Source organism: Variovorax sp. GW821-FHT09B01, from assembly GCF_059418345.1.
Genome location: NZ_JBWKPQ010000038.1, coordinates 15197 through 38283 on the forward strand (window position 1 = coordinate 15197; position 23087 = coordinate 38283).

At 71.8% G+C, this 23087-nt stretch carries 22 protein-coding genes and 1 tRNA gene; 8 read left to right on the plus strand and 15 right to left on the minus strand.

The genetic code is table 11. The features are described from left to right. Position 1: 1 nt before the first annotated feature. Genes AC07RV_RS43955 through AC07RV_RS43965 form a run of 3 tightly spaced genes read right to left on the minus strand, consistent with a single transcriptional unit; the run spans position 2 to position 4193 of the window. Positions 2 to 976 carry a Bug family tripartite tricarboxylate transporter substrate binding protein gene (locus AC07RV_RS43955; protein WP_296782971.1) on the minus strand — a complete coding sequence of 325 codons (975 nt, stop codon included), beginning with the start codon at positions 974 to 976 and terminating at the stop codon, positions 2 to 4. Beyond that, the gene (locus AC07RV_RS43960) at positions 973 to 3108 is read right to left on the minus strand and encodes an acetate--CoA ligase family protein (protein WP_296782970.1); all 2136 of its coding nucleotides are present in this window, start codon (positions 3106 to 3108) and stop codon (positions 973 to 975) included. The genes AC07RV_RS43955 and AC07RV_RS43960 overlap by 4 nt, the downstream gene beginning before the upstream one ends. A 20-nt stretch (positions 3109 to 3128) precedes the next feature. Beyond that, positions 3129 to 4193, minus strand: a complete 1065-nt coding sequence (locus AC07RV_RS43965; RefSeq protein WP_296782969.1) for a porin — start codon at positions 4191 to 4193, stop codon at positions 3129 to 3131. Positions 4194 to 4463: 270 nt separating this feature from the next. On the opposite strand from AC07RV_RS43965, the gene AC07RV_RS43970 reads away from it, so the two are divergent. Continuing rightward, positions 4464 to 5078 carry a Crp/Fnr family transcriptional regulator gene (locus AC07RV_RS43970; RefSeq protein WP_296782968.1) on the plus strand — a complete coding sequence of 205 codons (615 nt, stop codon included), beginning with the start codon at positions 4464 to 4466 and terminating at the stop codon, positions 5076 to 5078. Position 5079: 1 nt separating this feature from the next. Here the strand turns inward: AC07RV_RS43970 and AC07RV_RS43975 are convergent, their stop codons facing one another. The 7 genes from AC07RV_RS43975 to AC07RV_RS44005 are packed head-to-tail and all read right to left on the minus strand — an operon-like array spanning position 5080 to position 11632. Further along, positions 5080 to 5706 carry a YdeI/OmpD-associated family protein gene (locus tag AC07RV_RS43975; protein ID WP_296782966.1) on the minus strand — a complete coding sequence of 209 codons (627 nt, stop codon included), beginning with the start codon at positions 5704 to 5706 and terminating at the stop codon, positions 5080 to 5082. Further along, positions 5703 to 6659 carry a phosphatidate cytidylyltransferase gene (locus tag AC07RV_RS43980; RefSeq protein ID WP_093348006.1) on the minus strand — a complete coding sequence of 319 codons (957 nt, stop codon included), beginning with the start codon at positions 6657 to 6659 and terminating at the stop codon, positions 5703 to 5705. The genes AC07RV_RS43975 and AC07RV_RS43980 overlap by 4 nt, the downstream gene beginning before the upstream one ends. Continuing rightward, complete coding sequence (locus AC07RV_RS43985; protein WP_296782987.1) at positions 6656 to 7333, minus strand: lysophospholipid acyltransferase family protein; 678 nt, start codon at positions 7331 to 7333, stop codon at positions 6656 to 6658. The genes AC07RV_RS43980 and AC07RV_RS43985 overlap by 4 nt, the downstream gene beginning before the upstream one ends. Before the next feature lie 44 nt (positions 7334 to 7377). After that, the gene (locus AC07RV_RS43990; RefSeq protein WP_296782964.1) at positions 7378 to 7818 is read right to left on the minus strand and encodes a hypothetical protein; all 441 of its coding nucleotides are present in this window, start codon (positions 7816 to 7818) and stop codon (positions 7378 to 7380) included. After that, complete coding sequence (locus AC07RV_RS43995) at positions 7811 to 9175, minus strand: phosphatase PAP2/dual specificity phosphatase family protein (protein WP_296782962.1); 1365 nt, start codon at positions 9173 to 9175, stop codon at positions 7811 to 7813. Before AC07RV_RS43995 ends, AC07RV_RS43990 begins: the two co-directional genes overlap by 8 nt. 16 nt (positions 9176 to 9191) lie before the next feature. Next, entirely contained in the window at positions 9192 to 10991 is a 1800-nt protein-coding gene (locus AC07RV_RS44000) for a bifunctional alpha/beta hydrolase/class I SAM-dependent methyltransferase (protein ID WP_296782960.1), read from the minus strand. Continuing rightward, a complete protein-coding gene (locus AC07RV_RS44005; RefSeq protein ID WP_296782958.1) occupies positions 10988 to 11632 on the minus strand; it encodes a CDP-alcohol phosphatidyltransferase family protein in 645 nt (214 codons plus the stop codon). Before AC07RV_RS44005 ends, AC07RV_RS44000 begins: the two co-directional genes overlap by 4 nt. Before the next feature lie 180 nt (positions 11633 to 11812). On the opposite strand from AC07RV_RS44005, the gene ruvB reads away from it, so the two are divergent. Further along, positions 11813 to 12877: a Holliday junction branch migration DNA helicase RuvB gene (ruvB, locus tag AC07RV_RS44010; protein ID WP_093347991.1), complete on the plus strand. Its 1065-nt coding sequence runs from the start codon at positions 11813 to 11815 to the stop codon at positions 12875 to 12877. Positions 12878 to 12890: 13 nt separating this feature from the next. After that, positions 12891 to 13859 carry a CDF family Co(II)/Ni(II) efflux transporter DmeF gene (dmeF, locus tag AC07RV_RS44015; RefSeq protein ID WP_296782955.1) on the plus strand — a complete coding sequence of 323 codons (969 nt, stop codon included), beginning with the start codon at positions 12891 to 12893 and terminating at the stop codon, positions 13857 to 13859. Between the two features lie 21 nt (positions 13860 to 13880). Here dmeF and AC07RV_RS44020 read toward each other — a convergent pair whose 3' ends face one another. Next, complete coding sequence (locus AC07RV_RS44020; protein WP_296782953.1) at positions 13881 to 15623, minus strand: lysoplasmalogenase family protein; 1743 nt, start codon at positions 15621 to 15623, stop codon at positions 13881 to 13883. Between the two features lie 94 nt (positions 15624 to 15717). Here AC07RV_RS44020 and AC07RV_RS44025 point away from each other — a divergent pair, with 94 nt between their 5' ends. Continuing rightward, positions 15718 to 16587: a UDP-2,3-diacylglucosamine diphosphatase gene (locus AC07RV_RS44025; protein ID WP_093347983.1), complete on the plus strand. Its 870-nt coding sequence runs from the start codon at positions 15718 to 15720 to the stop codon at positions 16585 to 16587. Positions 16588 to 16599: 12 nt separating this feature from the next. Here the strand turns inward: AC07RV_RS44025 and AC07RV_RS44030 are convergent, their stop codons facing one another. Further along, positions 16600 to 17523 carry a LysR family transcriptional regulator gene (locus tag AC07RV_RS44030; RefSeq protein WP_296782951.1) on the minus strand — a complete coding sequence of 308 codons (924 nt, stop codon included), beginning with the start codon at positions 17521 to 17523 and terminating at the stop codon, positions 16600 to 16602. Positions 17524 to 17659: 136 nt separating this feature from the next. Between AC07RV_RS44030 and AC07RV_RS44035 the strand changes: the two genes are divergently transcribed. Beyond that, the gene (locus AC07RV_RS44035; protein ID WP_296782950.1) at positions 17660 to 18361 is read left to right on the plus strand and encodes an SDR family NAD(P)-dependent oxidoreductase; all 702 of its coding nucleotides are present in this window, start codon (positions 17660 to 17662) and stop codon (positions 18359 to 18361) included. Positions 18362 to 18377: 16 nt separating this feature from the next. Here AC07RV_RS44035 and AC07RV_RS44040 read toward each other — a convergent pair whose 3' ends face one another. After that, a complete protein-coding gene (locus tag AC07RV_RS44040; RefSeq protein ID WP_296798419.1) occupies positions 18378 to 18593 on the minus strand; it encodes a hypothetical protein in 216 nt (71 codons plus the stop codon). 199 nt (positions 18594 to 18792) lie between these two features. On the opposite strand from AC07RV_RS44040, the gene AC07RV_RS44045 reads away from it, so the two are divergent. Beyond that, positions 18793 to 19023, plus strand: a complete 231-nt coding sequence (locus AC07RV_RS44045) for a hypothetical protein (protein WP_296782946.1) — start codon at positions 18793 to 18795, stop codon at positions 19021 to 19023. 85 nt (positions 19024 to 19108) lie between these two features. Here the strand turns inward: AC07RV_RS44045 and AC07RV_RS44050 are convergent. Both AC07RV_RS44050 and AC07RV_RS44055 read right to left on the minus strand, forming a co-directional pair. Further along, a tRNA-Met gene (locus AC07RV_RS44050) sits at positions 19109 to 19185 on the minus strand. Positions 19186 to 19220: 35 nt separating this feature from the next. Continuing rightward, entirely contained in the window at positions 19221 to 20840 is a 1620-nt protein-coding gene (locus tag AC07RV_RS44055) for a vWA domain-containing protein (protein WP_296782944.1), read from the minus strand. Positions 20841 to 20981: 141 nt separating this feature from the next. Between AC07RV_RS44055 and AC07RV_RS44060 the strand changes: the two genes are divergently transcribed. Continuing rightward, positions 20982 to 21668: a sigma-70 family RNA polymerase sigma factor gene (locus AC07RV_RS44060; protein ID WP_296782942.1), complete on the plus strand. Its 687-nt coding sequence runs from the start codon at positions 20982 to 20984 to the stop codon at positions 21666 to 21668. After that, positions 21665 to 23077 carry a hypothetical protein gene (locus AC07RV_RS44065; protein WP_296782940.1) on the plus strand — a complete coding sequence of 471 codons (1413 nt, stop codon included), beginning with the start codon at positions 21665 to 21667 and terminating at the stop codon, positions 23075 to 23077. The genes AC07RV_RS44060 and AC07RV_RS44065 overlap by 4 nt, the downstream gene beginning before the upstream one ends. Positions 23078 to 23087: the final 10 nt, after the last annotated feature.

Consider the following 23087-nt stretch of genomic DNA (forward strand, 5'->3'; position numbering starts at 1 on the left):
ATCAATCGAGCTTCACGCCCGTGGCCTGCGTGAGCCGCAGCGTCACGGGCAGGAAGGCGCGGTAGGCGGCGCTGGCCTCGGCCGGCAGGTTGCCCACGGGTTCGGCGCCGAGTTCCTCGATGCGGCGCGCGACCTCGGGCTGGTGCACCACCGCCGCGACCTCGCGCCCGAGCCGCTCGACCACCGCGTCGGGCGTCTTCGCGGGCGCCATCAGCGAGGTCGGCCCGGTCAGCGCGTAGACCTCGTCGGCGAAGCCCTGCTCGGCGAAGGTGGGCACCTCGGGCAGCGCCTTGGCGCGGCGCGGCCCGGCGACCGCGAGCGCGCGCAGCTTGCCGGCCGCGATGTAGGGCTGCAGCGTGGCGATCGAGCCCACGGTCAGCTGGATCACGCCGCCGATCAGGTCGATCGCCATCGGGCTCTCGCCCTTGTAGGGCACGTGCAACGTGCGCAGGCCGTAGGCGCGGTCCATGTAGACCTGGATCTGGTGCGGCTGCGTGCCCGGGCCCCAGGAGCCCATCGCGTACTTGCCGGGTGCGGCCTTCAGCACCGCGATCAGGCCGGCGACATCCTTCGCCGGCACCGAGGGATGCACCGCGAGCACGGTGCGCGTGGTGGCGATGTCCGAGACCATGCGCAGGTCGGTGCGCGGGTCGTAGGGCAGCTTGCCGTAGAGCACGATGTTGGCCGTGACCGGGCCCGGCACCGTCAGCAGCAGCGTGTGGCCGTCGGGCGCGCTCTTGGCGACGTAGTCGGTGCCGATGATCCCGCCCGCGCCGCTGCGGTTCTCGACCACCACGGGCTGGCCCAGCCGTTTCGACAGGCCCTCGGCGACCAGGCGCGCGAGGATGTCGGAGGAGCCGCCGGCCTGGTACTGCACGACGATGCGCAGCGGCTTCGACGGGAATTCGGCGCGGGCGCTGGTGGCCGCGAAGACCGCGAGCGCGCACAGCAGCAGGCGTCGCTTCGATGGCGTCATGCGATGGCTCCTTCCGACGGCGATGGGTCGCGGCCCACGATCAGCGCATCGACCGCCACGCAGCCGCCCTCGGTATTCGGCCGCGCGATCAGCGGATTGATCTCGGCGCTCGCCAGCGAGTCGCCGGCGCGCAGCGCGAAGTCGGCGAGCGCGCACAGCGCATCGGCGATCGACGCGAGGTCGACCGGCGCCTTGCCGCGCGCGCCGTCGAGGATCGCGAAGGCACGCAGCTCGCGCACCATCGCCAGCGTGTCCTTGCGCGTGACCGGCAGCACGCGCAGCGCCACGTCGCGCAGGGTCTCGACGTGGATGCCGCCGAGGCCGAACATCAGCACCGGCCCGAACACCGGGTCGCGGTGCACGCCCGCGATGCATTCGACGCCGCCGCTCGCCATGCGCGCCACCAGCGCGCCCTCGAGTCGTGCCTCGGGCCGCGCGCTCAGCGCATGGTCGCGCGTGCGCTCGAAGGCCGCGCGCGCCTGCGCCGCGCCCCGCAGGTCGAGCGCCACGCCGCCGACGTCCGACTTGTGCGGGATGTCGGCGCTCACGATCTTCAGCGCCACGGCACCGCCGAAGGCCTCGGCCGCCGTCGCGGCCTCGTCGGCGCTGTGCGCCACGCGGTGCGCGACCACCGGCACGCCGGCCGCGGCGAGCAGCGCGAGCGCCGCGGGCTCGGCCATCGCGCCGGGCACGAGCACGATCGGATCGCCGACGGGCCGTGCATCGGACCCGGGCAGGGCGCCGGTCTTCAATCCCGCGAGCGCGGCGATGGTGCGGATGCCGTCCGACGGATCGGCGAACACCAGGCAGCGCAGGCCTTCGAGCTCGGCGCGGCGTTCGGGCGAGAGCAGCGTGCTGATCGCGAGCAGCGTGTCGGGATAGGCCGCGCGCAGCGACGCCACCAGCGCGCGCAGCGTGGGCCAGAACGCATCCGACGCGCCCGCGGCCGCGAGGAAGCCCATCCACGAGGCGAAGCCGCGGTCGTCGAGCATGAGGCGCGCGCTGCGTTCGAGCAGGCTCATGTCGTTGGTCACCTGGCCCGTGATGTCGACCGGGTTGCGCGGCGCCGCGAACGGCACCCACTCGCGCAGCGTGGCCTGCGCGGCCTCGCCGAGCGGCTGCACGTCGAGGCCCTGCGCCGAGGCGTCGTCGGCCATCAGCGCGCCCACGCCGCCCGACAGCGTGAACAGCCCGATCGAGCGGTCGCGCGGCCGGCCGGCCACGGCGGCGCTGTGCGCCAGGTCGAAGAACTCGCCGAGGCTGCGCGCGCGCAGCACGCCGTAGCGGCGGAACACCGCGTCGTACACCGCGTCGTCGCCCGCGAGCGCCGCGGTGTGCGAGGCCGCCGCCTGCGCGCCCAGCGCGGTGCGGCCGACCTTGACCATCACCACCGGCTTGCCCGCGGCCTGCGCGAGCGCCAGCGCGGCGCGCAGCCGCGGGCCGTCGCGGCAGCCTTCCATGTAGCCCATGATCACGTCGGTGGCCGGGTCCTGCGCGAGCCAGGCCAGGCAGTCGGCGAACTGCAGATCGGCCTCGTTGCCGGTGGTGGCCCACAGCGACAGGCCGACGCCGCGCTCGCGCGCCATCGCGTAGGCATAGGCACCGAAGGCGCCCGACTGGCTCACCAGCCCGATGCGCCCCGGCGCCACGCGGCCCACGCCGGGCGCGGGCGAGAAGGTGGCGTAGACCTTGTGCGCGATGTTCATGAAGCCCAGGCAGTTGGGCCCGATGAGCCGCAGGCCGGCCGCGCGGGCCTTGGCGCCGAGCCGCGCCTGCGCGGCCGTGCCTTCGGCGCCGATCTCGGCGAAGCCCGAGGAGAACAGCACCACGCCCTTGACCTTCGCTTCGATCGCGTCGTCGAGCGCCGCGTCGACCAGCGCGGCCGGCACCGAGAGGATCGCGAGGTCCACCGGCTGGCCGATGGCGCGCAGGCTGGGCCAGGCCCGCAGGTCCTGGATGCGCTCGGCGTTCGGGTTGACCGGGTAGAGCGCGCCGTCGAAGCCGAAGCGGCGCTGGTAGTCGACCGGGATGCCGCCGATCTTCTGCGGGTTGGAGGAGGCGCCGACCACCGCGATGGAACGCGGCGCGAACAGGGCCGACAGGGATTCGGTCTGGGAGCTGAAGAAATCCATGGAAGAGGCGACGAGGGGTTTCAGAAGTTGTGGCGGATGCCGGTCGCGAGCACGCGCACGCCGTTGCCGCTGTCGGGCGCGACAGCGACCGTGGCGAGCGTGGCCGAGGCGCCATGCCGGTTGAGCAGCCGCAGCCAGCGCGCGTAGAGCACGGTGCGCTTGCTCAGGTAGTAGTCGTAGCCCAGGGTCCAGGCCAGCTGCGAACGCTCGCTCGCGTCCACCTTGCGCTGCATGGCCTCGAACATCAGGTTCGAGGCCGGCGTGATGTTGTAGGTGAGGCCGAGGCTCGCGAGCTTCGCGCTCGGCACGCCGGGCAGGTTCGAGCTGTTGCGCACGTAGTTGGCGTAGAGCTGCAGCCCGATCGCCTCCCAGTCGTAGGCCGCGCTCAGCGCCTGGTAGGTGCTGGTGCTCGGCTCGGCCACGGGCGCGGCGGCCGAACCCGAGCGCGCGCGCTGGAAGGCATAGCCCACGTAGTAGGGCTTGCGCCCCCAGCTGAGGCTGCCGCCGTAGAGCGTGCCGCTGCGGTGGTTCGCGGCGCTGGCCTCGCCGGGCGCATAGGCGATGTCGGCGTAGAAGTCGGCGATGGCCGGCGTGCGGTAGCGCACCATGTTGCTGGCGCGCGCCGCGAAGGGCAGCAGGCCGGGCTGCGCGTCGTTGGCGGCCACCAGGTTGATCGGCGAGAACACCGAGTTCACGCCATAGGGATCGGCCTTGAACAGCGTGTAGAACATCGGCGTGTACATGCGGCCCGCGTCGACCTGGCCCCAGGGCGTCGACAGGCCGACGAAGGACTGGCGCGTGAACGCGATCTCGGGACCGGCCAGCGTGCCCTTGCCGGTGTCGGGTGCGAAGCCGGCTTCGAGCGTGAAGTGCGCATCGAACCCGCCGCCCAGGTCCTCCGCGCCGCGAAAGCCGAGGCGCGACGCGGTCTGGCCGCCATCCTCGAGCCGCGTCGAGGAGTTCGGTCCCGACTTCGCATGGGCCAGGTAGAGGTCGGCGGTGCCGAAGATCGTCACGCTGCCCTGTGCGAGCGCGAGCGAGGAGGAGGCCGCGAGCGCGAGGCCCGCGGCGGCTGTCTTCTTCATGTCGTGTTGTCTCCGGTGGGGCTCGCCGCCCCTCGAGGGCGGCTGCCGCTTGCGTGCTTGTCGGTGTCCGGTGCTTACGATAGAAACGACCGCCCCCCGAATCTGTCAAAGCGTTGACAGATTCCCGAACATCGCCGCAGGGAGAACCCGCTGACCCGACCGCGCAAGACCACCGAACGAGAGGCCGAGGAGAACGCCGCGCTGCTCGAGCGCGCGCTGCGCTGGAACGAGCTGTTCTCGCGCTGGCCCGATGCGCGCCGCGCCGAGCTCATGAGGTCGGCGCGGCTCGAGCGCTACGGCCGCCGCACGCAGGTGCTGGCGCACGACCGCCATCGGCGCGAGCTGCTGGTGGTGGTGTCGGGCTGCCTCGAGATCAGCAGCATGAGCCCGAACGGCCGCAAGTACGTGAACGCGCTGCTCGGCCCGGGACAGGTGGCGCCGCTGGTGCGCCTGCTCGAGGAGGTGCCGCTGGCCTACGACTATCACGCGCACGAGGACTCGGTGATCGTGCACCTGCCGAGCGACGCGGTGCTGGCCGTGCTCGATGCCGAGCCGCTGCTGTGGCGCGACGTGGCCAAGCTCGGCCTGCAGCGCCAGCGGCTGAGCATCGTGCTGCTGCAGAACCAGATGCTCAACTCGATCCATGGCCGGGTGGCGGCCGCGCTGATGAACCTGGTGCACTTCTACAGCGGGCAGGGCGAGGACGGCGCGCCGCCGCTGGTGCGGCTGTCGCAGACCGACCTCGCGGCCATGCTCGGGCTGTCGCGCCAGACCGTCAACAAGGAGCTGGGGCGGCTGGTGGAGGAAGGCGCGATCGACATGCGCTACAAGCGCATCCGCATCGTCGACGCCGAACGGCTCGCGCGCATCGCGGCCGGCACCTGAGTCAGGGGTGGATCTTCTCGCCCTTGGCGAGCATCTCGACGAACTGCGCGATGCGCCGCGCGCGGGTCTCGGGCTTCTTCGCGCTCTGGGTGCGGAACAGCACCGCGAAGCGGTTGCGCGCATCGAGCGCGGCGAAGAACTTCGCGGCCTTCCTGTTGGCATCGAGCGCGGCTCGCAGGTCGGGCGGCACGGTCGCCACGCGCGAGGCCTCGTAGGCGGCCTCCCAGCGGCCGTCGGCCTTGGCGCGTTCGACCTCGGCCAGGCCGCCCGGCTGCATGCGGCCTTCCTCGATCAGCTGCAGCGCCTTGGCGCGGTTGATCTGCGACCAGGTGCTGCGCTTGGTGCGCGGCGTGTAGCGCTGCAGGAAATGCGTGTCGCTGTCGTTCTTGCGCTGGCCGTCGATCCAGCCATGGCACAGCGCGAGATCGAGGGCCTGCGCGGTATCGACCGAGGCGATGCCGCTGGCCTTCTTCGCGAGCCGCAGCCAGACGCCGGCATGGCTCGCGTGGTGGCGCTCGTACCAGCGCGCGAGCGCGGCGGCGTCGGCGCATTCGACCGGCGTGTCGTCGACGATGCGCTCGGCCGTGGCGGCGGCCTTCTTCGCCGGGGCCTTCTTCGCCGCCGTCACGGCACCCACCAGTAGCGCAGCGCGTGGAAGAAGATCGGCGCCGCGAAGATCACCGAGTCGAGCCGGTCGAGCATGCCGCCATGGCCCTCGATCATCGACCCCCAGTCCTTCACGCCGCGGTCGCGCTTGATGGCCGACATCACGAGGCCGCCGAAGAAGCCCATCAGGCAGATGGTCAGCGACATCAGCGCGGCCTGCCACGGGTTGAAGGGCGTGGCCCACGACAGCGCGGCGCCCAGCGCGGTGGCGCTCGCGATGCCGCCGATCAGGCCCTCCCAGGTCTTCGAGGGCGAGAGCTCGGGCGCCACCTTGCGCTTGCCGAACAGCTTGCCCCAGATGTACTGCAGCACGTCGCTGCCCTGCACCACGATCACGAGGAAGGCGATCAGCAGCAGGTTGCGGCCTTCGAAGCCCGGGATCTGCAGGGTGAGCAGCGCCGGCACGTGGCTGATGCAGAACACGCAGATCATCAGGCCCCACTGGATCTTCGAGGTGCGCTCGAGGAAGCGCTGCGTGTCGCCGCCCACGGCCGCGAGGATCGGCAGCACCAGGAAGGCATAGACCGGGATGAAGATCGAATAGAGGCCGTACCAGTCGATCCAGACCAGGAAGTACTGCACCGGCAGGCCGATGTAGAAGGCGGCCGCGATCGCGTGGTGGTCACCGCGCCGGGTGTAGGCCAGGCTGATGAATTCGCGCAGCGCGTAGAACGAGATCAGGTAGAACAGCACGATCACGCCGCCCTTGCCGAAGGCGAAGGCGAGCCCGATCGCCGCCACCATCACCCACCAGGCATTGACGCGTGCGTTGAGGTTGTCGATCACCGAATGCGGCTGGCCGTGCGCCACGCGCCACTTGAGCACGGCGCCGATGCCCGAGGCCAGCAGCAGCACGCCGAGCACGCCGCCGAACAGCTGCAGGGTGGTCTGCGCGAAGGGCGAGAGTTCGATCATGCGGCGCTCCCGGAGGCCGGCTTCGGCTTCTCGTCGAGGCGGTCGTACTCGGGCCGCAGGTCGAGCATGGCGGTGCGCGCACGCGCCAGGAAGCTCAGCTTGTCCTCGCCCTCGGCCAGCACGATCGGCGTGCCGAAGCGCACCGTGCAGGCCAGCGGGATCGGCACCAGCGTGCCCTTGGGCAGCACGCGCTTGAGGTTCTCGATCCACACCGGCACCAGCCGCACGTTGGGGCAGGCGCGCGCGAGGTGGAACAGCCCGCTCTTGAGCGGCAGCAGGATCTCGTCGCCGGTGTTGCGCGTGCCCTCGGGGAACATGATCAGCGAGTCGCCGGCCTCGAGCGCGGCCTTCATCTGCTCGACCGGGTTGTCGCCCTGGCCCGAGCCGTCGCGCCGGATCATCAGCGCGTTGAACACGTCGGCGCCGATGAACTGGCGCAGCTTCGAGGCCATCCAGTAGTCCAGCCCCGCCACCGGCCGCGTGAGCGCGCGCAGGTCGGGTGGCAGCGTGGCCCACAGCAGCACGAAGTCGCCATGGCTGGTGTGGTTGGCGAAGTAGAGCGTCTGCTCGGCCTTGGGGCTGGTGCCCGACCAGATGGCGCGCACGCCGGTCAAAAGGCCCGCGGCGCCGATGATCAGCTTGCCCGCGACCACGGCGAGCGCGCGGCGCACGATGCTGCTGTCGGGCCGTTTTTCTGCTTGTGGGGGAGAGGCGTCGTTCAAGTGAGGTCCTGTGTCATGAGGGCGAGCAGGAACATCGCGCTCTGGCAGGCGACCACGATGGCGTGGCGCTGCAGCAGCTGGCGGGTGCCCTGCGCGCGGTCGGCCAGCGGCCGCGCGGCGGAAGAAGCGTCGTCGGCGCGCAGCCCGAGCCGCGCCAGCGCCTGGTCGAGCGCTTCGAGCGAGGCGATGGTGCCGCGCGCGAGGTCGTCGAACAGCGCCTGGTCGAGCCGCAGCCGGAACGCGAAGTAGCGCTCGAGCACGCCGAGGATGGCGACGGCGCCGAAGGCCATGCTCGGCGTGGTGGGCAGCGAGCGCAAGGTGAGCGCGAGCACGAGTGCCGCGATCGCGCTGAGCGCGAAACCCCAGAGGGCCAGCACGCCGGCCGCGCGCAGCAGGCCGGCGAGCACGGCGCAGGTGGCGCGGTCGGTGTCATTCATGGGGCGCTGCTCCGGTGGTGACGCTGGGGGCGCCGAGCGGCGCGAGCGCGGCGAACCAGGCCGGCCGCAGCACGATCTGCGGCCGCGCGCGGCGCACCGCGGCCTCGGCCGTCGCCAGCCCGTCGGCGGCGCTGGCCACGCCGTGCGTGCCGAGCCAGGCGATGGTCGCGGCCGCGCTGCGCGAGAAGCCGAGCGCGCAGCAGACCCAGACCGGGCCGCCGCGCGCGGCGCGCCGCTGGCCCTCGATCACCGCGGCCGCGCGCCGCAGCCGCTGCGAGGGCGGCACCACGAGGTCGAGCAGCGGCACGCAGCGCGCGCCGGCGGCATCGCTTGGCACCTGCAGTTCGGCACACAAGCTCACCAGCCGCGGCCGGCCCGCGGCCTGCCATTCGGCCGGCGTGGGCAGGCGGCCGAGCCAGAGCCCGGGCACCACCTCGGCCGCGGGCGGCAGTCCGCGCGTCCACAGCCGTGCGTTGAGCGCCGCGCCGAGGCGGTAGGGCGCGAACAGCCAGCGCGCGGCCCAGCCCATGCGGCCCTGGCCGTCCATCTGGAAGCCGCGCGCGCCGAAGCCCGCGTAGTTGAGCGCCACCAGCGCCAGCGAGGCCGCGGGCCAGGCCAGCCACAGCGCCCAGCCGCCGCCCCACAGCGCGAGCGCGAGGCAGGCCAGCGCGCCCAGTGCATAGCAGGCCGCGAGCTTCCAGCGCCGCGGATTGCGCGCGAGCCGCCAGGCGCGCGGCAGCGAGACCGTGCGCTGCAGCGGCCACAGCCAGATGCAGACCAGGCCCAACAGCGCGCCGGTCGGGATGTCGATGAAATGGTGCTGCCAAGTAGTCAGCACCGAGGCGCAGATCGCGAAGGCCCACAGGTGCAGCACGAGGCGCGCCCAGCGCGGCCGGATGAACTGCCGATACCAGTCCCACAGGATCACCGCCAGCGCGATGTGCAGCGAGGGCGCCTGGTTGTAGGGCTGGTCGAAGCCGCGCAGCGCCGCGAACAGGAAGGCCGGCGCGCCCTCGACCGCGGGCTGGCCGAAGCTGAAGTGCAGCGGCCAGATCACGAAGCAGCTGCAGGCGATCAGCGTGGCGCTGACCAGCCGCGCGCCGTGGCGGTCGAGCGTGTGGCGGTCGCGCGCGAGGAACAGCGACAGCGCGTAGAAGACGTTGATGGTCCAGTAGGGAAAGATGGTCCAGGGCCAGAACGGCACCTGGCGTTCCCACGCGAAGGCCATCGAGGGCACCTGCGCGCGCGTGGTGGCCCACCAGTTGGCGAGGCCGTAGGTCAGGTAGAACAGCGGCCCCAGCACCGCCAGCCAGCCGGCGGCACGCTTCCAGGGTCTTGCCGCGAACCAGGCGCGCATGGCGTTGCGGGCCCGCTCAGTGCTCGGTGCGCCGGGCCAGCGAGACGGTGAAGATGCCCCACTCGTCGCTGCGCTGGTCGATCTTGCGGAAACCCGCCTCCTCCACCAGCTGGTCCATCTCGACCTGCGTGCGGCGCCGCATCACCCAGGCCTCGCCCTGGCGGTGGCTGGTGAGCGCGCGCGCGATCATCTCGAGCTGCGGATGCCAGGGCTGGCCGGTGTAGACCAGGTAGCCGCCGTCCTCCACCGCGTCGCCCACGCCCGCGAGCGAGCGCCGCACCATCTCGTTGTCGGGGAACAGCTCGTACAGCCCCGACACCACCGCCAGCGTGGGCCGCGGCGTGACGCTCGCGAGGCTCATGCGGTCGAAGGCGTCGGCCTGCACGAACTGGGCGACGTCCTCCAGGCCCTTCTCGGCGATCAGCGCGCGGCCGTCGCGCACGTTGATCTCGCTGTAGTCGCGCAGCAGGATCGAGCTGGCCTTGACCGGGCTCGCGAGCACCGCGTCGAGCACGTAGCGGCCATGGCCGGCCGCGATGTCCATCAGCCGCACCTCGCGGTGCATCTCGGCCAGCCGCTCCATCGCGATGCGCAGCAGCTCCTCGACGTGGATCTTGCGCTGCCGGATGCCGCGCCAGCCGATGGCATCGAGGTAGTTGCGGTCGATCGCGCGGCCCAGCGCGCCCTTGCCCTGCGCGACGTTGCGGTAGACGTAGTCGAGCGTGCTGCCCGAGTCGAAGCCGGTGTCGTGGCCCAGCTTCACGCCCTCGGACAGGCCGCCGCCGAAGCGCAACCCGGCGCGCGTGAGCGACCAGTAGAGGCCGCGCGGCGACAGCGCCGGCAGCGGCGCGGCCAGCGCGCGCGATTCCTCGGCAGTCTCTCCCTCGAGGTGGGCGCCGCGGCGGTCGACCGGCGCGGGCGCCTCGTCGAACAGGCGCAGCACGAATTCGCGGATGGCCTGCACCGCGGGCGCGCGGTCCTTTTCGCCCAGCGTGTCGTGGAAGAAGCCCGGTAGCACCGTCTTGGTCTTGACCGCGCTGCCCAGCCGTTCGAAGAACTGGTGCTGCGGTTTGTGGTGCACCACCCAGTCGGCGCCCGAGATCAGGAGCTGCACCGGCAGCGTGATCGCGTTGGCGTCGGCCACCACGCGGTCGGCCGCCTCGTACAGGCCCAGCAGGATGTTGACCGCGATCGGCCGCGTGATCAGCGGGTCGCTCTCGTAGCTCGCGATGCGCGCGGGGTCGTGCGTGAGGAACTTGGCCTTCACGTAGCTGTTGACGAAGAACAGGCCGCGCAGCTTGTGCATCAGCGCCAGGCCCGGCCGCGCGAACGGCACGTAGAGCTTGACCTTGAAGGCCGGCGAGGCCAGCGTGAGGCCGCGCACCTTGGGCGCGTAGTCGTGGGCCCAGGTCGCGACCAGCACCGCGCCCACGCTCTGCGCGATCACGTGGATGTCGTGCTCGGCCACGCCATGCGCGCCGACGATGTGCTGCACGAAGGTCTGCACGTCGCGCACCGAGGTGCCGAAGCTGGGGCTGTAGCCGCGCTGGCCCGGCGAGCGGCCGTGGCCGCGCGCGTCCCAGGCGAAGACGTCGAAATCGGGCAGGTCGAGCTCGTCGACCAGGTGCGCCATGCGCGCGCCGTGCTCGTGGCCGCGGTGGAACAGCACGATGGCGCCGCGCCGCGCGGGGCCGGTGGCCGGCCAGTGGCGGTAGAACAGCGATTCGCCGTCGTGGGTGCGGAACTGGCGCTCGGCCAGCGGCCGTTGCGTGAGGGGAGACGGCGAGGCGCCGGTGTCGGTGGTGTTGTCGTTCATTGAATCCCTGTTGTTTGTTTTGGTGTGGCGCCGTCCGCGGCCTCGGCTTCGGCGAGTGCGCGGCGCACGCGGTTGACCACGGTCCAGGCCACCAGCAGCGCCAGCAGCGGCATCAGCAGCGCGGTCCAGCCCGGCAGCGGGCCGCCGAGCGCCACGTAGAGGCCGAGCGCGCCGAACACGAAGGCGCGATCGCTCTTGCCGAGCGGCCCATCGTAGCGGCGCGAGGCACCGACCGTGGGGCCGAGCGCGCCGGCGAATTCGCTGAGGCCGGCCAGCACGATCACGGTGCCGACCCAGAACGGGCTGAAGGGCTGCACCAGCACGAAGGGCAGGTACAGCGCGGCATCGGAGACCACGTCGGTGAGTTCGTTGAGGAAGGCGCCGAGCCGGCTTTGCTGGTGGTGCTCGCGCGCCAGCATGCCGTCGATGGCATTGAAGGCCATGCGCAGGAACATCCAGGCCGGGATCAGCCCGAAGGCCGCGAGCGAGGGCGCGGCCAGGTAGAGCCACAGCCCGATGGCCACCGAGACCACGCAGGCGCTCAGCGTGACCTGGTTGGCGGTGACGCCCCGTGCATGCAGTCCGACCACGAGCGGCCGAAGCAGGGCCTGGAAACGCGGCTTCAGTTCGTAGATCGACACTGTCGTGATCCCCTCTTCATTCTGGTCGGGGCATTCTGCCAGTGCAGGCGAGCGCTCCTGTAGGCGCAGGTCCCGCCTGCAAAAGCCCGCGAAAACCCGCGAAAGGCCCTCGTGGCGCCGGGGCCGCGGGCCGTCCGCGGCGGCGATGCAGCCACTAAACTCGCCGCACCCCCCGCGCCCATGACCATCCAGACCGACGACTTCGCCCCCGCCCCGCAACGCGTGGTGTCCGCCGCGCCCGCCTCGCCCAACGAGGAGGCGATCGAGCGGGCCCTGCGCCCCAAGCTGCTCGACGAGTACGTCGGCCAGGCCAAGGTGCGCGAGCAGCTCGAGATCTTCATCGGCGCCGCGCGCAAGCGCCGCGAGGCGCTCGACCACGTGCTGCTGTTCGGCCCGCCGGGCCTGGGCAAGACCACGCTGTCGCACATCATCGCGGCCGAGCTCGGCGTGAACCTGCGCCAGACCTCGGGCCCGGTGCTCGAGAAGCCCAAGGACCTGGCGGCGCTGCTGACCAACCTCGAGCCCAACGACGTGCTGTTCATCGACGAGATCCACCGGCTCAGTCCGGTGGTCGAGGAAATCCTCTACCCGGCGCTCGAGGACTATCAGATCGACATCATGATCGGCGAGGGCCCGGCCGCGCGCAGCATCAAGCTCGACCTGCAGCCCTTCACGCTGGTGGGCGCCACCACGCGCGCGGGCATGCTCACCAACCCGCTGCGCGACCGCTTCGGCATCGTCGCGCGGCTGGAGTTCTACACGCCCGAGGAGCTGGCGCTGATCGTGCGCCGCAGCGCCGGCCTGCTCAAGGTCGAGACCGACGAGACCGGCGGCTTCGAGATCGCGCGCCGCTCGCGCGGCACGCCGCGCATCGCCAACCGGCTGCTGCGCCGCGTGCGCGACTACGCCGAGGTCAAGGGCGACGGCCGCATCACCGAGGAGATCGCGCACAAGGCGCTGGCCATGCTCGACGTCGACCCGCAGGGCTTCGACCTGATGGACCGCAAGCTGCTCGAGGCCGTGGTGCACCGCTTCGACGGCGGCCCGGTGGGGCTTGACAACGTCGCGGCCAGCATCGGCGAGGAGCGCGACACCATCGAGGACGTGATCGAGCCCTACCTGATCCAGCAGGGCTACCTGCAGCGCACGCCGCGCGGGCGCATCGCCACGCTGGCCGCCTACCGCCACCTCGGCGTGACGCCGCCGGCCAGCCGCGCCGAGGGCCAGGACCTGTTCGGCAGCTGAGGAGCTTTTCACCATGCACACCCATGACCTGAGCGCCTGGCAGCACGAGCACCACTTCGGCAGCGACAACGAACGCGCCGAGCGCAGCACGCGGCTCGTGATGTGGATCACCGCCGCGATGATGGCGATCGAGATCGGCGCCGGCTGGTGGTTCAACTCGATGGCGCTGCTGGCCGACGGGTGGCACATGAGCTCGCACGCGCTGGCCATCGGCCTCAGCGCCTTCGCCTATGCGGCCGCGCGGCGCTATGCGCGCGACCCGCGCTTCGCCTTCGGCACCTGGAAGATCGAGGTGCTCGGCGGCTTCGCGAGCGCGCTGGTGCTGCTGGGCATCGCGGCGCTGATGGTGGTGGGCTCGCTCGAGCGGTTGTGGTCGCCGTCGGCGATCCACTATCCCGAGGCGATCTCGGTGGCGGTGCTGGGGCTGGTGGTCAACCTGGTCTGCGCGCGGCTGCTGGGCGGGGCGCACCACCACCATGGCCACGGGCATGCGCACGACCACGATCACGATCACGGTCATCACCACGCGCACGGCGAGCACGGCCACGACCTGAACCTGCGCTCGGCCTACATCCATGTCGTGGCCGATGCCGCGACTTCGGTGCTCGCGATCGCGGCGCTGCTCGGCGGCTGGTTCTACGGCTGGGCCTGGCTCGACCCGGCGATGGGCATCGTCGGCGCGGTGCTGGTCGCGGTCTGGGCCAAGGGGCTGCTGAAGGAAACCGGCAAGGTGCTGCTCGACCGCGAGATGGACCACCCGGTGGCCGAGGAGATCCGCGAGGGCATCGAGGCCGGCCTGGCCGATTCGCTCACGCGCGTGGTCGATCTGCACGTGTGGCGCGTGGGCCGCGAGGCCTATGCCTGCGCGCTGACGGTGGTCACCCATTCGGCCACGCTGACGGCCGACCAGGTGCGCGCCTGCTTCTCGATGCACGAGGAGATCCGGCACTCGACGGTCGAGATCCAGCGCTGCCACGACTGACGCGACCGCTGGCGCACGGCGTCAGCCCGGCGGCCGCGCGTGCCGCACGATCAGCGTCTGCGCCACGTAGTAGGTCGCGAGCACCCACAGCTGCGCCAGCGGCAGCGGCGCCACGAAGCGGTTGGTCGCGAGCAGCGCGTCGCTCAGCATGAAGCAGCAGGCGCCCGCCGCCACCCAGCCCGCGGCCCATCCAGCCGTTGTGTCGCGCAGCACGAAGGCCCGGCCCAGCGCCTGGGCCGCCATGCAGGCGATCACCAGCACGTAGAGCGCGACCGGGATGCGCAGCGCCGCCGGCAGCCCGCCCTGCCACAGGAAGGCGTACATCGCCGCGCCGATCGCCAGCGTGAGCGCCAGCGCCGCGGGCCGCGGGAAGAAGCCCACGCCGATGCGGAACACGCCGATGTAGGCCAGGTGCGCGAGCAGGAAGCACACGAGGCCGGGCACGAACAGCGAGGCCGGGCCCATCAGCAGCACGTCGCCCGCGAGCGAGCCGACCAGGCCCGCGACCAGCAGCAGGTCGAAGCGCGTCATGCCGCCGGGCCGCGCCAGCGCGCGCCGCGCGGCGATGAAGACCGCGATCGCGAGCGCCAGCGGCTTGGTCGCGTGGTGCAGCCAGGGCAGGCCGAGCGCGGCGCTCGCGGTCGCCAGCGCGGCGGCTTCCACCAGCAGGGCCTCGGCGATCGAGAGCCGCCCCTGCAGCACGCCGCCGATGGCCCACAGCGCGGCGGTGAGCGCGGCCAGCCACACGCTCGAGCGCGAGAGCGGCATGCCGTCGGAGAACCAGAGGAACACCGCCACGGCCGTGAGCAGCAGCAGGAATTGCACGCCCGCGAACCACTGCGCGCCGCGCCCCACTTCGGGCTCGTAGCGCCGCACCTGCGCGATGTCGAAGGCCGGCTTCGGAAAGCGCGCCGCCACGTCGGCCGGCCGCCAGCCCGGCGGCTTGAGCCACACGCGCAGCTTGTCGCCCCAGCGGCGCGCGTGCCACGAATCCTTGGCCAGGCCCCAGTAGACCTCGGCGTTGGCCCACAGCGGGTCCCAGCTCGCGAGCGGGCTGCGCGTGCCGTAGACGCAGCGCTCGTCCTCTTCCTTGAAGCTGCCGAACAGCCGGTCCCAGACGATCAGGATGCCGCCGTAGTTGCGGTCGAGGTAGCGGTCGTTGACCGCGTGGTGCACGCGGTGGTTCGAGGGCGAGCAGAACCAGCGGTCGAACCAGCCGAGCTTGCCGACCTGCTCGGTGTGGACCCAGAACTGGTAGAGCAGGTCGACCAGCGACACCACGGCGAACACCAGCGGCGGCACGCCCGCGGCCGCCATCGGCAGGTAGAAGATCCAGCCCAGCAGCGCGCCGCTCGAGGTCTGGCGCAGCGCGGTCGAGAGGTTGTAGTGCTGGCTCTGGTGGTGCACCACGTGCGCGGCCCACAGCACGGCCGACTCGTGGCCCATGCGGTGCAGCCAGTAGTAGCAGAAGTCGTAGAACACCAGCGCCAGCAGCCAGCCGTACCAGGTGGTCCAGAAGTCGGTGTCGGGGAACAGCGCCACGGCCGAGTACACCGCGGTGTAGATGCCGATGCGCAGCAGGCCGGTGAGCACCGCGCTGATCTGGCTCAGCATGCCCAGGCCGATGCTGTTGACCGCGTCGGCGAGGCGGTAGGTGTCCTGCCCCGTGCCGCGGCGCGCGCGCACGCGGCCGACCGCGAACTCGATCGCGATCAGCAGGAAGAAGACGGGGGTCGCGAGGACGATGATCTGGCCAGGGCGCATCGCGCGATTGTGGGCCGCGCGCGCGTGGGGACGTCATCGGGATGTCACGCACTTGCCATGGCCAGGTCACGCAAGACAGCCAACCTATCGGTCCATGCAACGCGACGATGCTTTTCTGCGCGCATGGCGCGACACCGATGCCCGCCCCCCCGAGGCGGAGGACGAGGACGTTTCGCGGCCGATGCAGCGTTTTCGAACGCTGTGGATCTCCGACCTGCACCTCGGAACGCCAGGCTGCCAGGCGCGGGCGTTGCTCGACTTCCTCAAGCACACCGAGTGCGAGACCCTGTTCCTGGTCGGCGACATCATCGACGGTTGGCAGCTCAAGCGGCACTGGTACTGGCCGCAGGCGCACAACGACGTGATCCAGAAGCTGCTGCGCAAGGCGCGCAAGGGCACGCGCGTGATCTTCATCCCGGGCAACCACGACGAGTTCGCGCGCAAGTACCTGAACCACAACTTCGGCGGCATCGACGTCGCCGAGGAATGGATCCACGAGACCGCCGACGGCCGCAAGCTCTGGATCATCCACGGCGACCTGTTCGACGGCGTGATCCAGTGCGCCAAGTGGCTGGCCTACGTGGGCGACTCGCTCTACGAATTCACGCTCAAGCTCAACCGCCACCTCAACTCGCTGCGCGCGCGGCTGGGGCTGCCGTACTGGTCGCTGTCGAAGTACCTCAAGGGCAAGGTCAAGCGCGCCGTGAGCTATGTCGGCGACTTCGAGAACGCCGTGGCGCGCGAGGCCCGCAACCGCGGCGCGCAGGGCGTGGTCTGCGGCCACATCCACCATGCCGAGATGCGCGACATCGACGGCATCCTCTACTGCAACGACGGCGACTGGGTCGAGAGCCTCACGGCGCTGGCCGAGCATGCGGACGGACGGCTCGAGATCATCGAGTGGTCGGCGCACATGCCGGTGCCGTCGAAGGTCGCGCCGGCACGCGAGGCCGTGGCGGCCTGAGACCCGTCCCGTTCAGGGATAGGCGGCTTCGCACAGCGCCAGCACCTCGCCGCGCAGCCAGCGGTGCGAGGCATCCTGGTCGAGCCGCGGATGCCAGATCGCCGAGACGTTGAAGGGCGGTGTCGGCACGGGCAGCTCGAAGTGCCGCAGGCCCAGGCCCGCGGCATGGCCGGGCGTGAAGGAATTGCCGAGGCAGGAGTGCGGGATGACGGCCAGCAGGTCCGACTGCCGCGCGACCTGCATCGCGTGGGTGTAGGCCGGCACCACCATCGCCACCTGCCGTGACAGGCCCCGCGCGGCCAGCGCTTCGTCGACCGGGTGGTCCATCTCGCCGGCGCGCGAGGCCACCACGTGGCCGCAGGCCGCATAGCGTTCGGCGGCGATCTCCGTCTCGTCGAGCAGCGGATGGCCGCTGCGGCACACGCCCACGTAGCGGTCGCGGAACAGCCGGCGCGTGCGCAGTTCGGGCGCCGTGGTCCTGAGGGTGCCGATCTCCAGGTCGATCCCGCCCTCGCGCAGCGGCCGGGCGTCCCAGTCGGGCTTGGGCGCGAAGCGTAGCCGCACCTGTGGCGCGGCCTGGCGGATCCGCGCCAGCAGGGGCGCGGCGAGCAGGTCGATGAAGCCCTCGCCGGCGCGCAGCGTGAAGCACTGGTCGAGCGTGGCGATCTGCAGCGCATGGTCGGCCGGTGCCAGCGCGGCCTGCGCCTCGCGCGCGAGTGCCGGGATGCGTTCGCGCAATTGCATCGCATAGGGCGTGAGCACCAGGCCGCGGCCGGCCTGCAGCAGCAGCCGGTCGCCCGTGGCCTCGCGCAGGCGCGTGAGCGTGCGGCTCATGGCGGACACGCTGAGCCCGAGCCGCCGCGCGGCGCCGGTCACGCTGCCCTCGGTCAGCAGGGCATCGAGGGCGGGCAGCAGGTTGAGGTCGACGCGGGGCATGGCGCCAGCATAGGGCAGGAGCGGCCAGGCATGGCGTTCGATGCAATCGTTGGTTGCAGGCCAGGCGGCTGGTGCAAGGAAGAGGGCGTGCCCAGAATTCGTGGCATCGCAGTCCCCAAGAAAAGGAGCACGCCTCATGTCCCACCCGCAACACAGCATCCTCGTCGTCGGCGCCTCGCGCGGCCTCGGCCATGCCATCGCGGCCGAATTCCTGAACAAGGACTGGAAGGTCATGGGCACGGTCCGCGGAACGGCCCGCACCCTGCTGCACGACCTGGCCGACGCGCATCCCGGCCGCGTCGAGATCGAGTCGCTCGACATCACGCACCCCGGGCAGATCCAGGCCCTGCGCGAGCGGCTGGCGGGCCGCCTGTTCGACATCCTGTTCGTCAATGCCGGCACCACCAACCCCGATCCGACCCAGACCATCGGCGAGGTCTCGACCGAGGATTTCGTGAACCTCATGGTCGCCAATGCGCTGAGCCCGATGCGGGTGGTGGAAAGCCTCGCGGGCAATGTCCCGTCGGACGGCCTGATCGGCGTCATGTCGTCGGGACAGGGCAGCATCGCCGACAACGAGACGGGCCAGCGCGAGGTCTATCGCGGCAGCAAGGCGGCGCTGAACCAGTTGCTGCGCAGTTTCGCCGCGCGCCAGGCCGGAACGTCGCGCGCCTTGCTGGCGATGGCGCCCGGCTGGGTGCGCACCGAGCTGGGCGGACCCGAGGGCCGGCTGACGATCGAGCAGAGCGTGCCGAGCCTGGTCGAAGTGATGCTCGCGAAGCGCGGGCGGCCCGGGCTCGAGTACCTGGACTACCGGGGGCGCACGGTGGCGTGGTGAGGCGGGTGCGCCGCGCTCAGGGTGGGGCGGCGCCCTCGTTGAGGCGTCGACGGCCCAGCGGCGTGATGGCGAAGATCACCGCTGGGCGGGCGTCCGGCCGCTCCGGGTTCGGCAACTGCGCCTTGATCATCCCGGCGGCTTCCAGAACGATTGCGCTGCGGACGTCTTTTTCGTCGGCGATGACCAGCGGGAACGAGGCGTCTTCGATGCGGCGAAGAAAGTCCATGGGCATTTCACGTCTCCAAGGCTGCTGCGCGCACCTGCCGCGCAGACTGGACGCCCGAAAAGAGACTCGAGCGTCACGAAACAGACTTTACGTCTTGATGGCATTCACACCGTGACTTTTGTCACATTGGAGCGCAATAATAAGGGTTCACCATTAATACTCAGGTATCAACACAATGTCGGTTTTTACCTGCTGTCAATGCAGCGTGACCCATCTGAACCGGGTCGAGCGCAGCACCTGGATGCGCTTCTTTCCCTGGCTGCGCGCCTACCAGTGCAGCAACTGCCGCAAGGTGCAGCTGCTGTCGCCGCGCGCGGTCAATGAGGCGCTGGCGGCCCATGCGTCGAGGGCCGCGCGTCATCCGGGGACTCGGCCGGGCGAGCGGAAGGCTCCCGTGCTCAACGATGTGCCCAAGCGCAGTCCCGATGTGAACTGATGTGCAGACCAGTCGCTGGTGCAAGCTGGCGGCAGGACCAAAGAAAAAGCCCGCTGTCCGATGGACAGCGGGCTTCTCTTTTGTGTGGTGGCTCTTCACGGACTCGAACCGCGGACCTGTGGATTATGATTCCATCGCTCTAACCGACTGAGCTAAAGAGCCGAGCCCGCGATTATAGCCCAGGCTTTTGGCACAGTTCAACCACCGCGCGAAGCTTGCGCGCCGGGCAGCTTGCCGAGTTCCTCGGACACCAGCCGCACCACCAGCTTGTCGAGCGTCTGCACCGAGTAGTTGCCCACGTCGTGCACGGTCTGCGTGCCCGGGCCGCTCGCGGGATCGGCGGCGTTCCGGTAGGTCAGGAACACGAAGCGCCCGCCGGTGTATTGCGCGATCTGGCGCTGGATGTATTCGCCCTGCTTGTCGAGGCCCGAGGCGCCCACGCTCAGCACCTTGATGCCCTTGCCGAGCGCGGCGGCCATGCTGTCGTCGTACTGCGGACCGGGGTAGTCCAGGTGCGGCGGCGCGTCGGCCAGCAGCATGACGAGCCGCGTGGTGTCGTCGCCGCGCCAGCTCAGGCGCTGCACCGTCTCGTGCAGGGCCTCGTTCATCGCCTCGGGATAGTCGCCGCCGCCCGCGGCCTGCAGCGCGTCGAGCACGCCCTGGAAGGCATCGAGGTCGTTGGTGAAGTCGTGCCGGCGCACCACGAACTCGTCGCTGAGGTCGCGGTAGGCGACGAGGCCGAAGCAGGTGTCGGGACGGCTCGGCAGGCGCGCGACCTGGTCGGCGATGTCGCGCAGCGTGCTGCGCAGCCGGGCGATCTCGTCGCCCATCGAGCCGGTGGCGTCGATCAGGAACACGAGGTCGAGCTGCGCGCGCGCGGGCCGGGCGCCGGGGCGCTCGAGCACCACGTCGACCGCGTTCTTCTGGCCGCGGCGCAGGAACGAGGTCGACTGGCGGCCGTTCTTGCGCACCGTCACTTCATAGACCGGGCTCGGCTCGGCATCGAAGGCCTTGGGATGCAGCCAGACGCGTCCGCCCGCGTCGGTGCGGGCCCACATCGCGGCGCCGTTCGCGGCCTGCACGGCGACCTCGGCATCGGGCACGACGCTGCCCTGCGCATCGCGCACCTGCAGCAGGTAGCGCTCGCTGATGTCGCGCTCGCGGTGCGCGACCTGGGTGCGGTTGCGGAAGGCCAGGTATTCGCCGAAGTCGGCGTTGTCGTCGACCATGCCGGCGGTGACGGGCTCGTGGGCCGGGCGCTGCGCGACGGCGGCCGCGCGGGCGTCGCGCGGCGCGGCTGCCGCGAGGGGGGCCGGGACGGCCGCCGGGGCCGACTCCACGATGGCCGAGCGCGCCATCTTCGCGCTGGAACGGGCTTCGGCCATGGGGGCGGCGCTGGGTGCCGGGGCTACCGGCGCCGCCATCGACGCGAGGGGCGGCACGGCCATGGCGGGCGGTGCTATGCCCGGCGCGATGGGCGCGGGCATCGCGCCGGGCGCGCCGACGGCGCCCAGGGCGGACCGGTGCCGCGCGCTCCCGCCGCTGCCCGGGGTCTCGCTGGTCCGGATCGGCCGCGCGCAATGCTTGGCCGACGGCGCCTCGAAGTTCGGCATCGCCGGCTCGATCCTGCGCGCGGGCGTGGCGGCGTCGGTGGCCTGCAGCGCCGGCGCGGGCCAGCGCGTGGCCGGGGCGGCGACGGCGGCATCGGTGCGGCCCGCCGCTTGCGGCTCGGTGGCGCCGCAGGCGCTCAGGACCAGGGAGGCGCACAGCAGCGCGACGAGCGGACGGCGAGGGCGAAAGGCCGGTGACGGGATCATGGAACGGCTCCGTGAAGTGAATCGGTGCAGGCTGTTACGGCCCACCGCCGCCAACGGGGTTAAGCCGATGCGTCTTTTTTTTGCGCCGCGCCAACCCCGACCGGCGCCGTCCCGCGTACCAGCTGAGGTGAGAATCCACCGATGTCCGCGCTGCCCCGCGCCCGTTCCGCCACTGCCAGCCCGGCCGCGCCCGAAGCGACCGGCCGCGACGCCATGCCCGACGATCAGCTGATGCTGGCCTACGCGCGCGGCGACGCCGCCGCCTTCGACGTGCTCTATGCGCGCCACGAGGGCGGGCTGTTCCGCTTCGTGCGGCGGCTGCTGGGCGCGCGGCTCGCGTCGCAGGCCGACGAGGTGTTCCAGGACACCTGGGTGCGGATCATCACGGCGCGCGAGAGCTTCTCGCCACAGGGCGCGGCCTGGCGCACCTGGGCCTTCACGATCGCGCACAACCTCGCGATGGACCGGCTGCGCGTGAGCGGGCGCGAAGTGGCGCTCGACGGCCACGCGGGCGAGGACGACGAGGCCATTCCCGCGCTCGAGCGCGGCGTGCACGGCGCCTCCGACGACGTTGCCACCCATCCCTCGGCCGAGGAACTCGCGTTCTGGCGCGCCGCGGGCCGGCGCCTGCTGGCCTGCCTCGACGAGCTGCCCACCGAGCAGCGCGCGGCCTTCCTGCTGCACCACGAGGACGGCCTGACGGTCGAGGCGCTGGCAACCAGCCTGCAGATCGGTTTCGAGACGGTGCGCAGCCGGCTGCGCTACGGGCTGCAGAAGCTGCGCGGCTGCATGGAACGCTACCTCGCGGTGCTAGAGGGCGCGCGATGAGCGCCGGATTCGACGAGGACGACGACCTGCGCGACGCGCGCCTGCGTCGCGCGCTCGAGCACGCGCCCGACAACGAGGCGCTGCCCGAGGCACGCACGCGCGAGGCGATCCGCAAGATGGCGCACAACCTCGCGGCCGCCACGCCGCCGGCCGCCGCCACTGTGCCGGCCGCGCAGCCGTGGTGGCGGCGCCTGTTCGGCGGCGGCGAAGCGCGCGCCCGCATGCCGTGGAACGCGGCCTTCGCGACCCTGCTGGTGGTCGGCTTCGTCACCGTGCTGTGGCGGCAGGAGCCGGTGCCCGATGCGCGGCTCGATGGCGAGGCGCGCGTGGGGGGCGCGGTGGCGAAAGCGCCGCCGGCACCGCGCGAGGCGCCCGCGGTGGTGCCCGAAGCACGGCCCGAAGCTGCCGCGCCCGTTGCGCCCGCTACGCCTTCTGGTGCGGCGGCCGATGCGGCCGGCAATGCCGACACGGTGCGTCGACCGTCCGCGCCCGCCGCGGCTGCGCAACGCGCGCCGGCACCGCAAGCCGAGCGGCGGCAGGCCCCGGCCGAGCCGGTTGCCAAGTCGCGCGAGTCGGCCTCGCTGGAGCGGGCCGCGCCGGTGCCCGCGACACCGCCACCGGCCGCGGCCGTCGCGCCGCCACCGCCCGAAGTCGCCGCAGCACCCGTGGCGCCAGCGCCTCCGCCGCCTGCCCTCGCGGCTGCACAGGCACCATCGGCTCCAGCGCCCGCGCCCGCAGCCGTGGCACCACCGCCTTCGACCCCAGCGCCCGTGATCGCCGCTGCACCACCCGCACCCGGCGCAGCGTCGCCCGTCGCCGATGCCGCACCCGGCGCGGCACCGCTGGCGGTCGAACAGTCGTACAAGAAGAGCGAAAGCGAACGGGCCCCGGTCCGTGGTGCCGCCTCCGCCCTGCAGTCCGTCCCGCCGGCACTCTCGTACGCACCGCCGCAGCCATCGGCCGCCGCGCCGTCCGCGCAGCTCTCGCAGGCCGAGTCCGCCGCGCTCCCGCCGCCATCGCGTGCCCGGCTGGCCGGCGCAGCGGCGCCCGCCGTCGAGCGCGCGCCGTCCTTCGCCGCGCTCGATCGCTGGACCGCCTGGTCGGCCGCGGGCGACGCGGCACCGCGCCATGGCCGCGCCGACATCGAAGCCTTCCCCGCATTGCTGGGCGCGGTGGCGCGCTCGGCCACCCAGCCCGATGCGGCGCTGGCCGTGCCGGTCGAAGCGCGCATCGCGCTCTACCGCGGCCGCACCGTGGTCGCCGTGCTCGAGATCGCGGGCGAGCAGGTGCGCTGGTCGCCGCAGCCCGGTGCTTCGGCCTTCATCGGCACGCCGCCCGCGCAGGCGCTGGCCTCGCTGCGCGCCGCGCTCGAGCGCGCACGCGCAACGCCTTCGACGCCGCAGCGCTGAAGGCATCAAG

Excerpts from the sequence above, each read along its gene's own strand:
- AC07RV_RS43955 (WP_296782971.1), bottom strand. The coding sequence starts at position 976 with ATGACGCCATCGAAGCGACGCCTGCTGCTGTGCGCGCTCGCGGTCTTC.
- AC07RV_RS43960 (WP_296782970.1), bottom strand. The coding sequence starts at position 3,108 with ATGGATTTCTTCAGCTCCCAGACCGAATCCCTGTCGGCCCTGTTCGCG.
- AC07RV_RS43965 (WP_296782969.1), bottom strand. The coding sequence starts at position 4,193 with ATGAAGAAGACAGCCGCCGCGGGCCTCGCGCTCGCGGCCTCCTCCTCG.
- AC07RV_RS43970 (WP_296782968.1), top strand. The coding sequence starts at position 4,464 with ATGAGGTCGGCGCGGCTCGAGCGCTACGGCCGCCGCACGCAGGTGCTG.
- AC07RV_RS43980 (WP_093348006.1), bottom strand. The coding sequence starts at position 6,659 with ATGATCGAACTCTCGCCCTTCGCGCAGACCACCCTGCAGCTGTTCGGC.
- AC07RV_RS43990 (WP_296782964.1), bottom strand. The coding sequence starts at position 7,818 with ATGAATGACACCGACCGCGCCACCTGCGCCGTGCTCGCCGGCCTGCTG.
- AC07RV_RS43995 (WP_296782962.1), bottom strand. The coding sequence starts at position 9,175 with ATGCGCGCCTGGTTCGCGGCAAGACCCTGGAAGCGTGCCGCCGGCTGG.
- AC07RV_RS44000 (WP_296782960.1), bottom strand. The coding sequence starts at position 10,991 with ATGAACGACAACACCACCGACACCGGCGCCTCGCCGTCTCCCCTCACG.
- ruvB (WP_093347991.1), top strand. The coding sequence starts at position 11,813 with ATGACCATCCAGACCGACGACTTCGCCCCCGCCCCGCAACGCGTGGTG.
- dmeF (WP_296782955.1), top strand. The coding sequence starts at position 12,891 with ATGCACACCCATGACCTGAGCGCCTGGCAGCACGAGCACCACTTCGGC.
- AC07RV_RS44020 (WP_296782953.1), bottom strand. The coding sequence starts at position 15,623 with ATGCGCCCTGGCCAGATCATCGTCCTCGCGACCCCCGTCTTCTTCCTG.
- AC07RV_RS44025 (WP_093347983.1), top strand. The coding sequence starts at position 15,718 with ATGCAACGCGACGATGCTTTTCTGCGCGCATGGCGCGACACCGATGCC.
- AC07RV_RS44030 (WP_296782951.1), bottom strand. The coding sequence starts at position 17,523 with ATGCCCCGCGTCGACCTCAACCTGCTGCCCGCCCTCGATGCCCTGCTG.
- AC07RV_RS44035 (WP_296782950.1), top strand. The coding sequence starts at position 17,660 with ATGTCCCACCCGCAACACAGCATCCTCGTCGTCGGCGCCTCGCGCGGC.
- AC07RV_RS44040 (WP_296798419.1), bottom strand. The coding sequence starts at position 18,593 with ATGCCCATGGACTTTCTTCGCCGCATCGAAGACGCCTCGTTCCCGCTG.
- AC07RV_RS44055 (WP_296782944.1), bottom strand. The coding sequence starts at position 20,840 with ATGATCCCGTCACCGGCCTTTCGCCCTCGCCGTCCGCTCGTCGCGCTG.
- AC07RV_RS44060 (WP_296782942.1), top strand. The coding sequence starts at position 20,982 with ATGTCCGCGCTGCCCCGCGCCCGTTCCGCCACTGCCAGCCCGGCCGCG.
- AC07RV_RS44065 (WP_296782940.1), top strand. The coding sequence starts at position 21,665 with ATGAGCGCCGGATTCGACGAGGACGACGACCTGCGCGACGCGCGCCTG.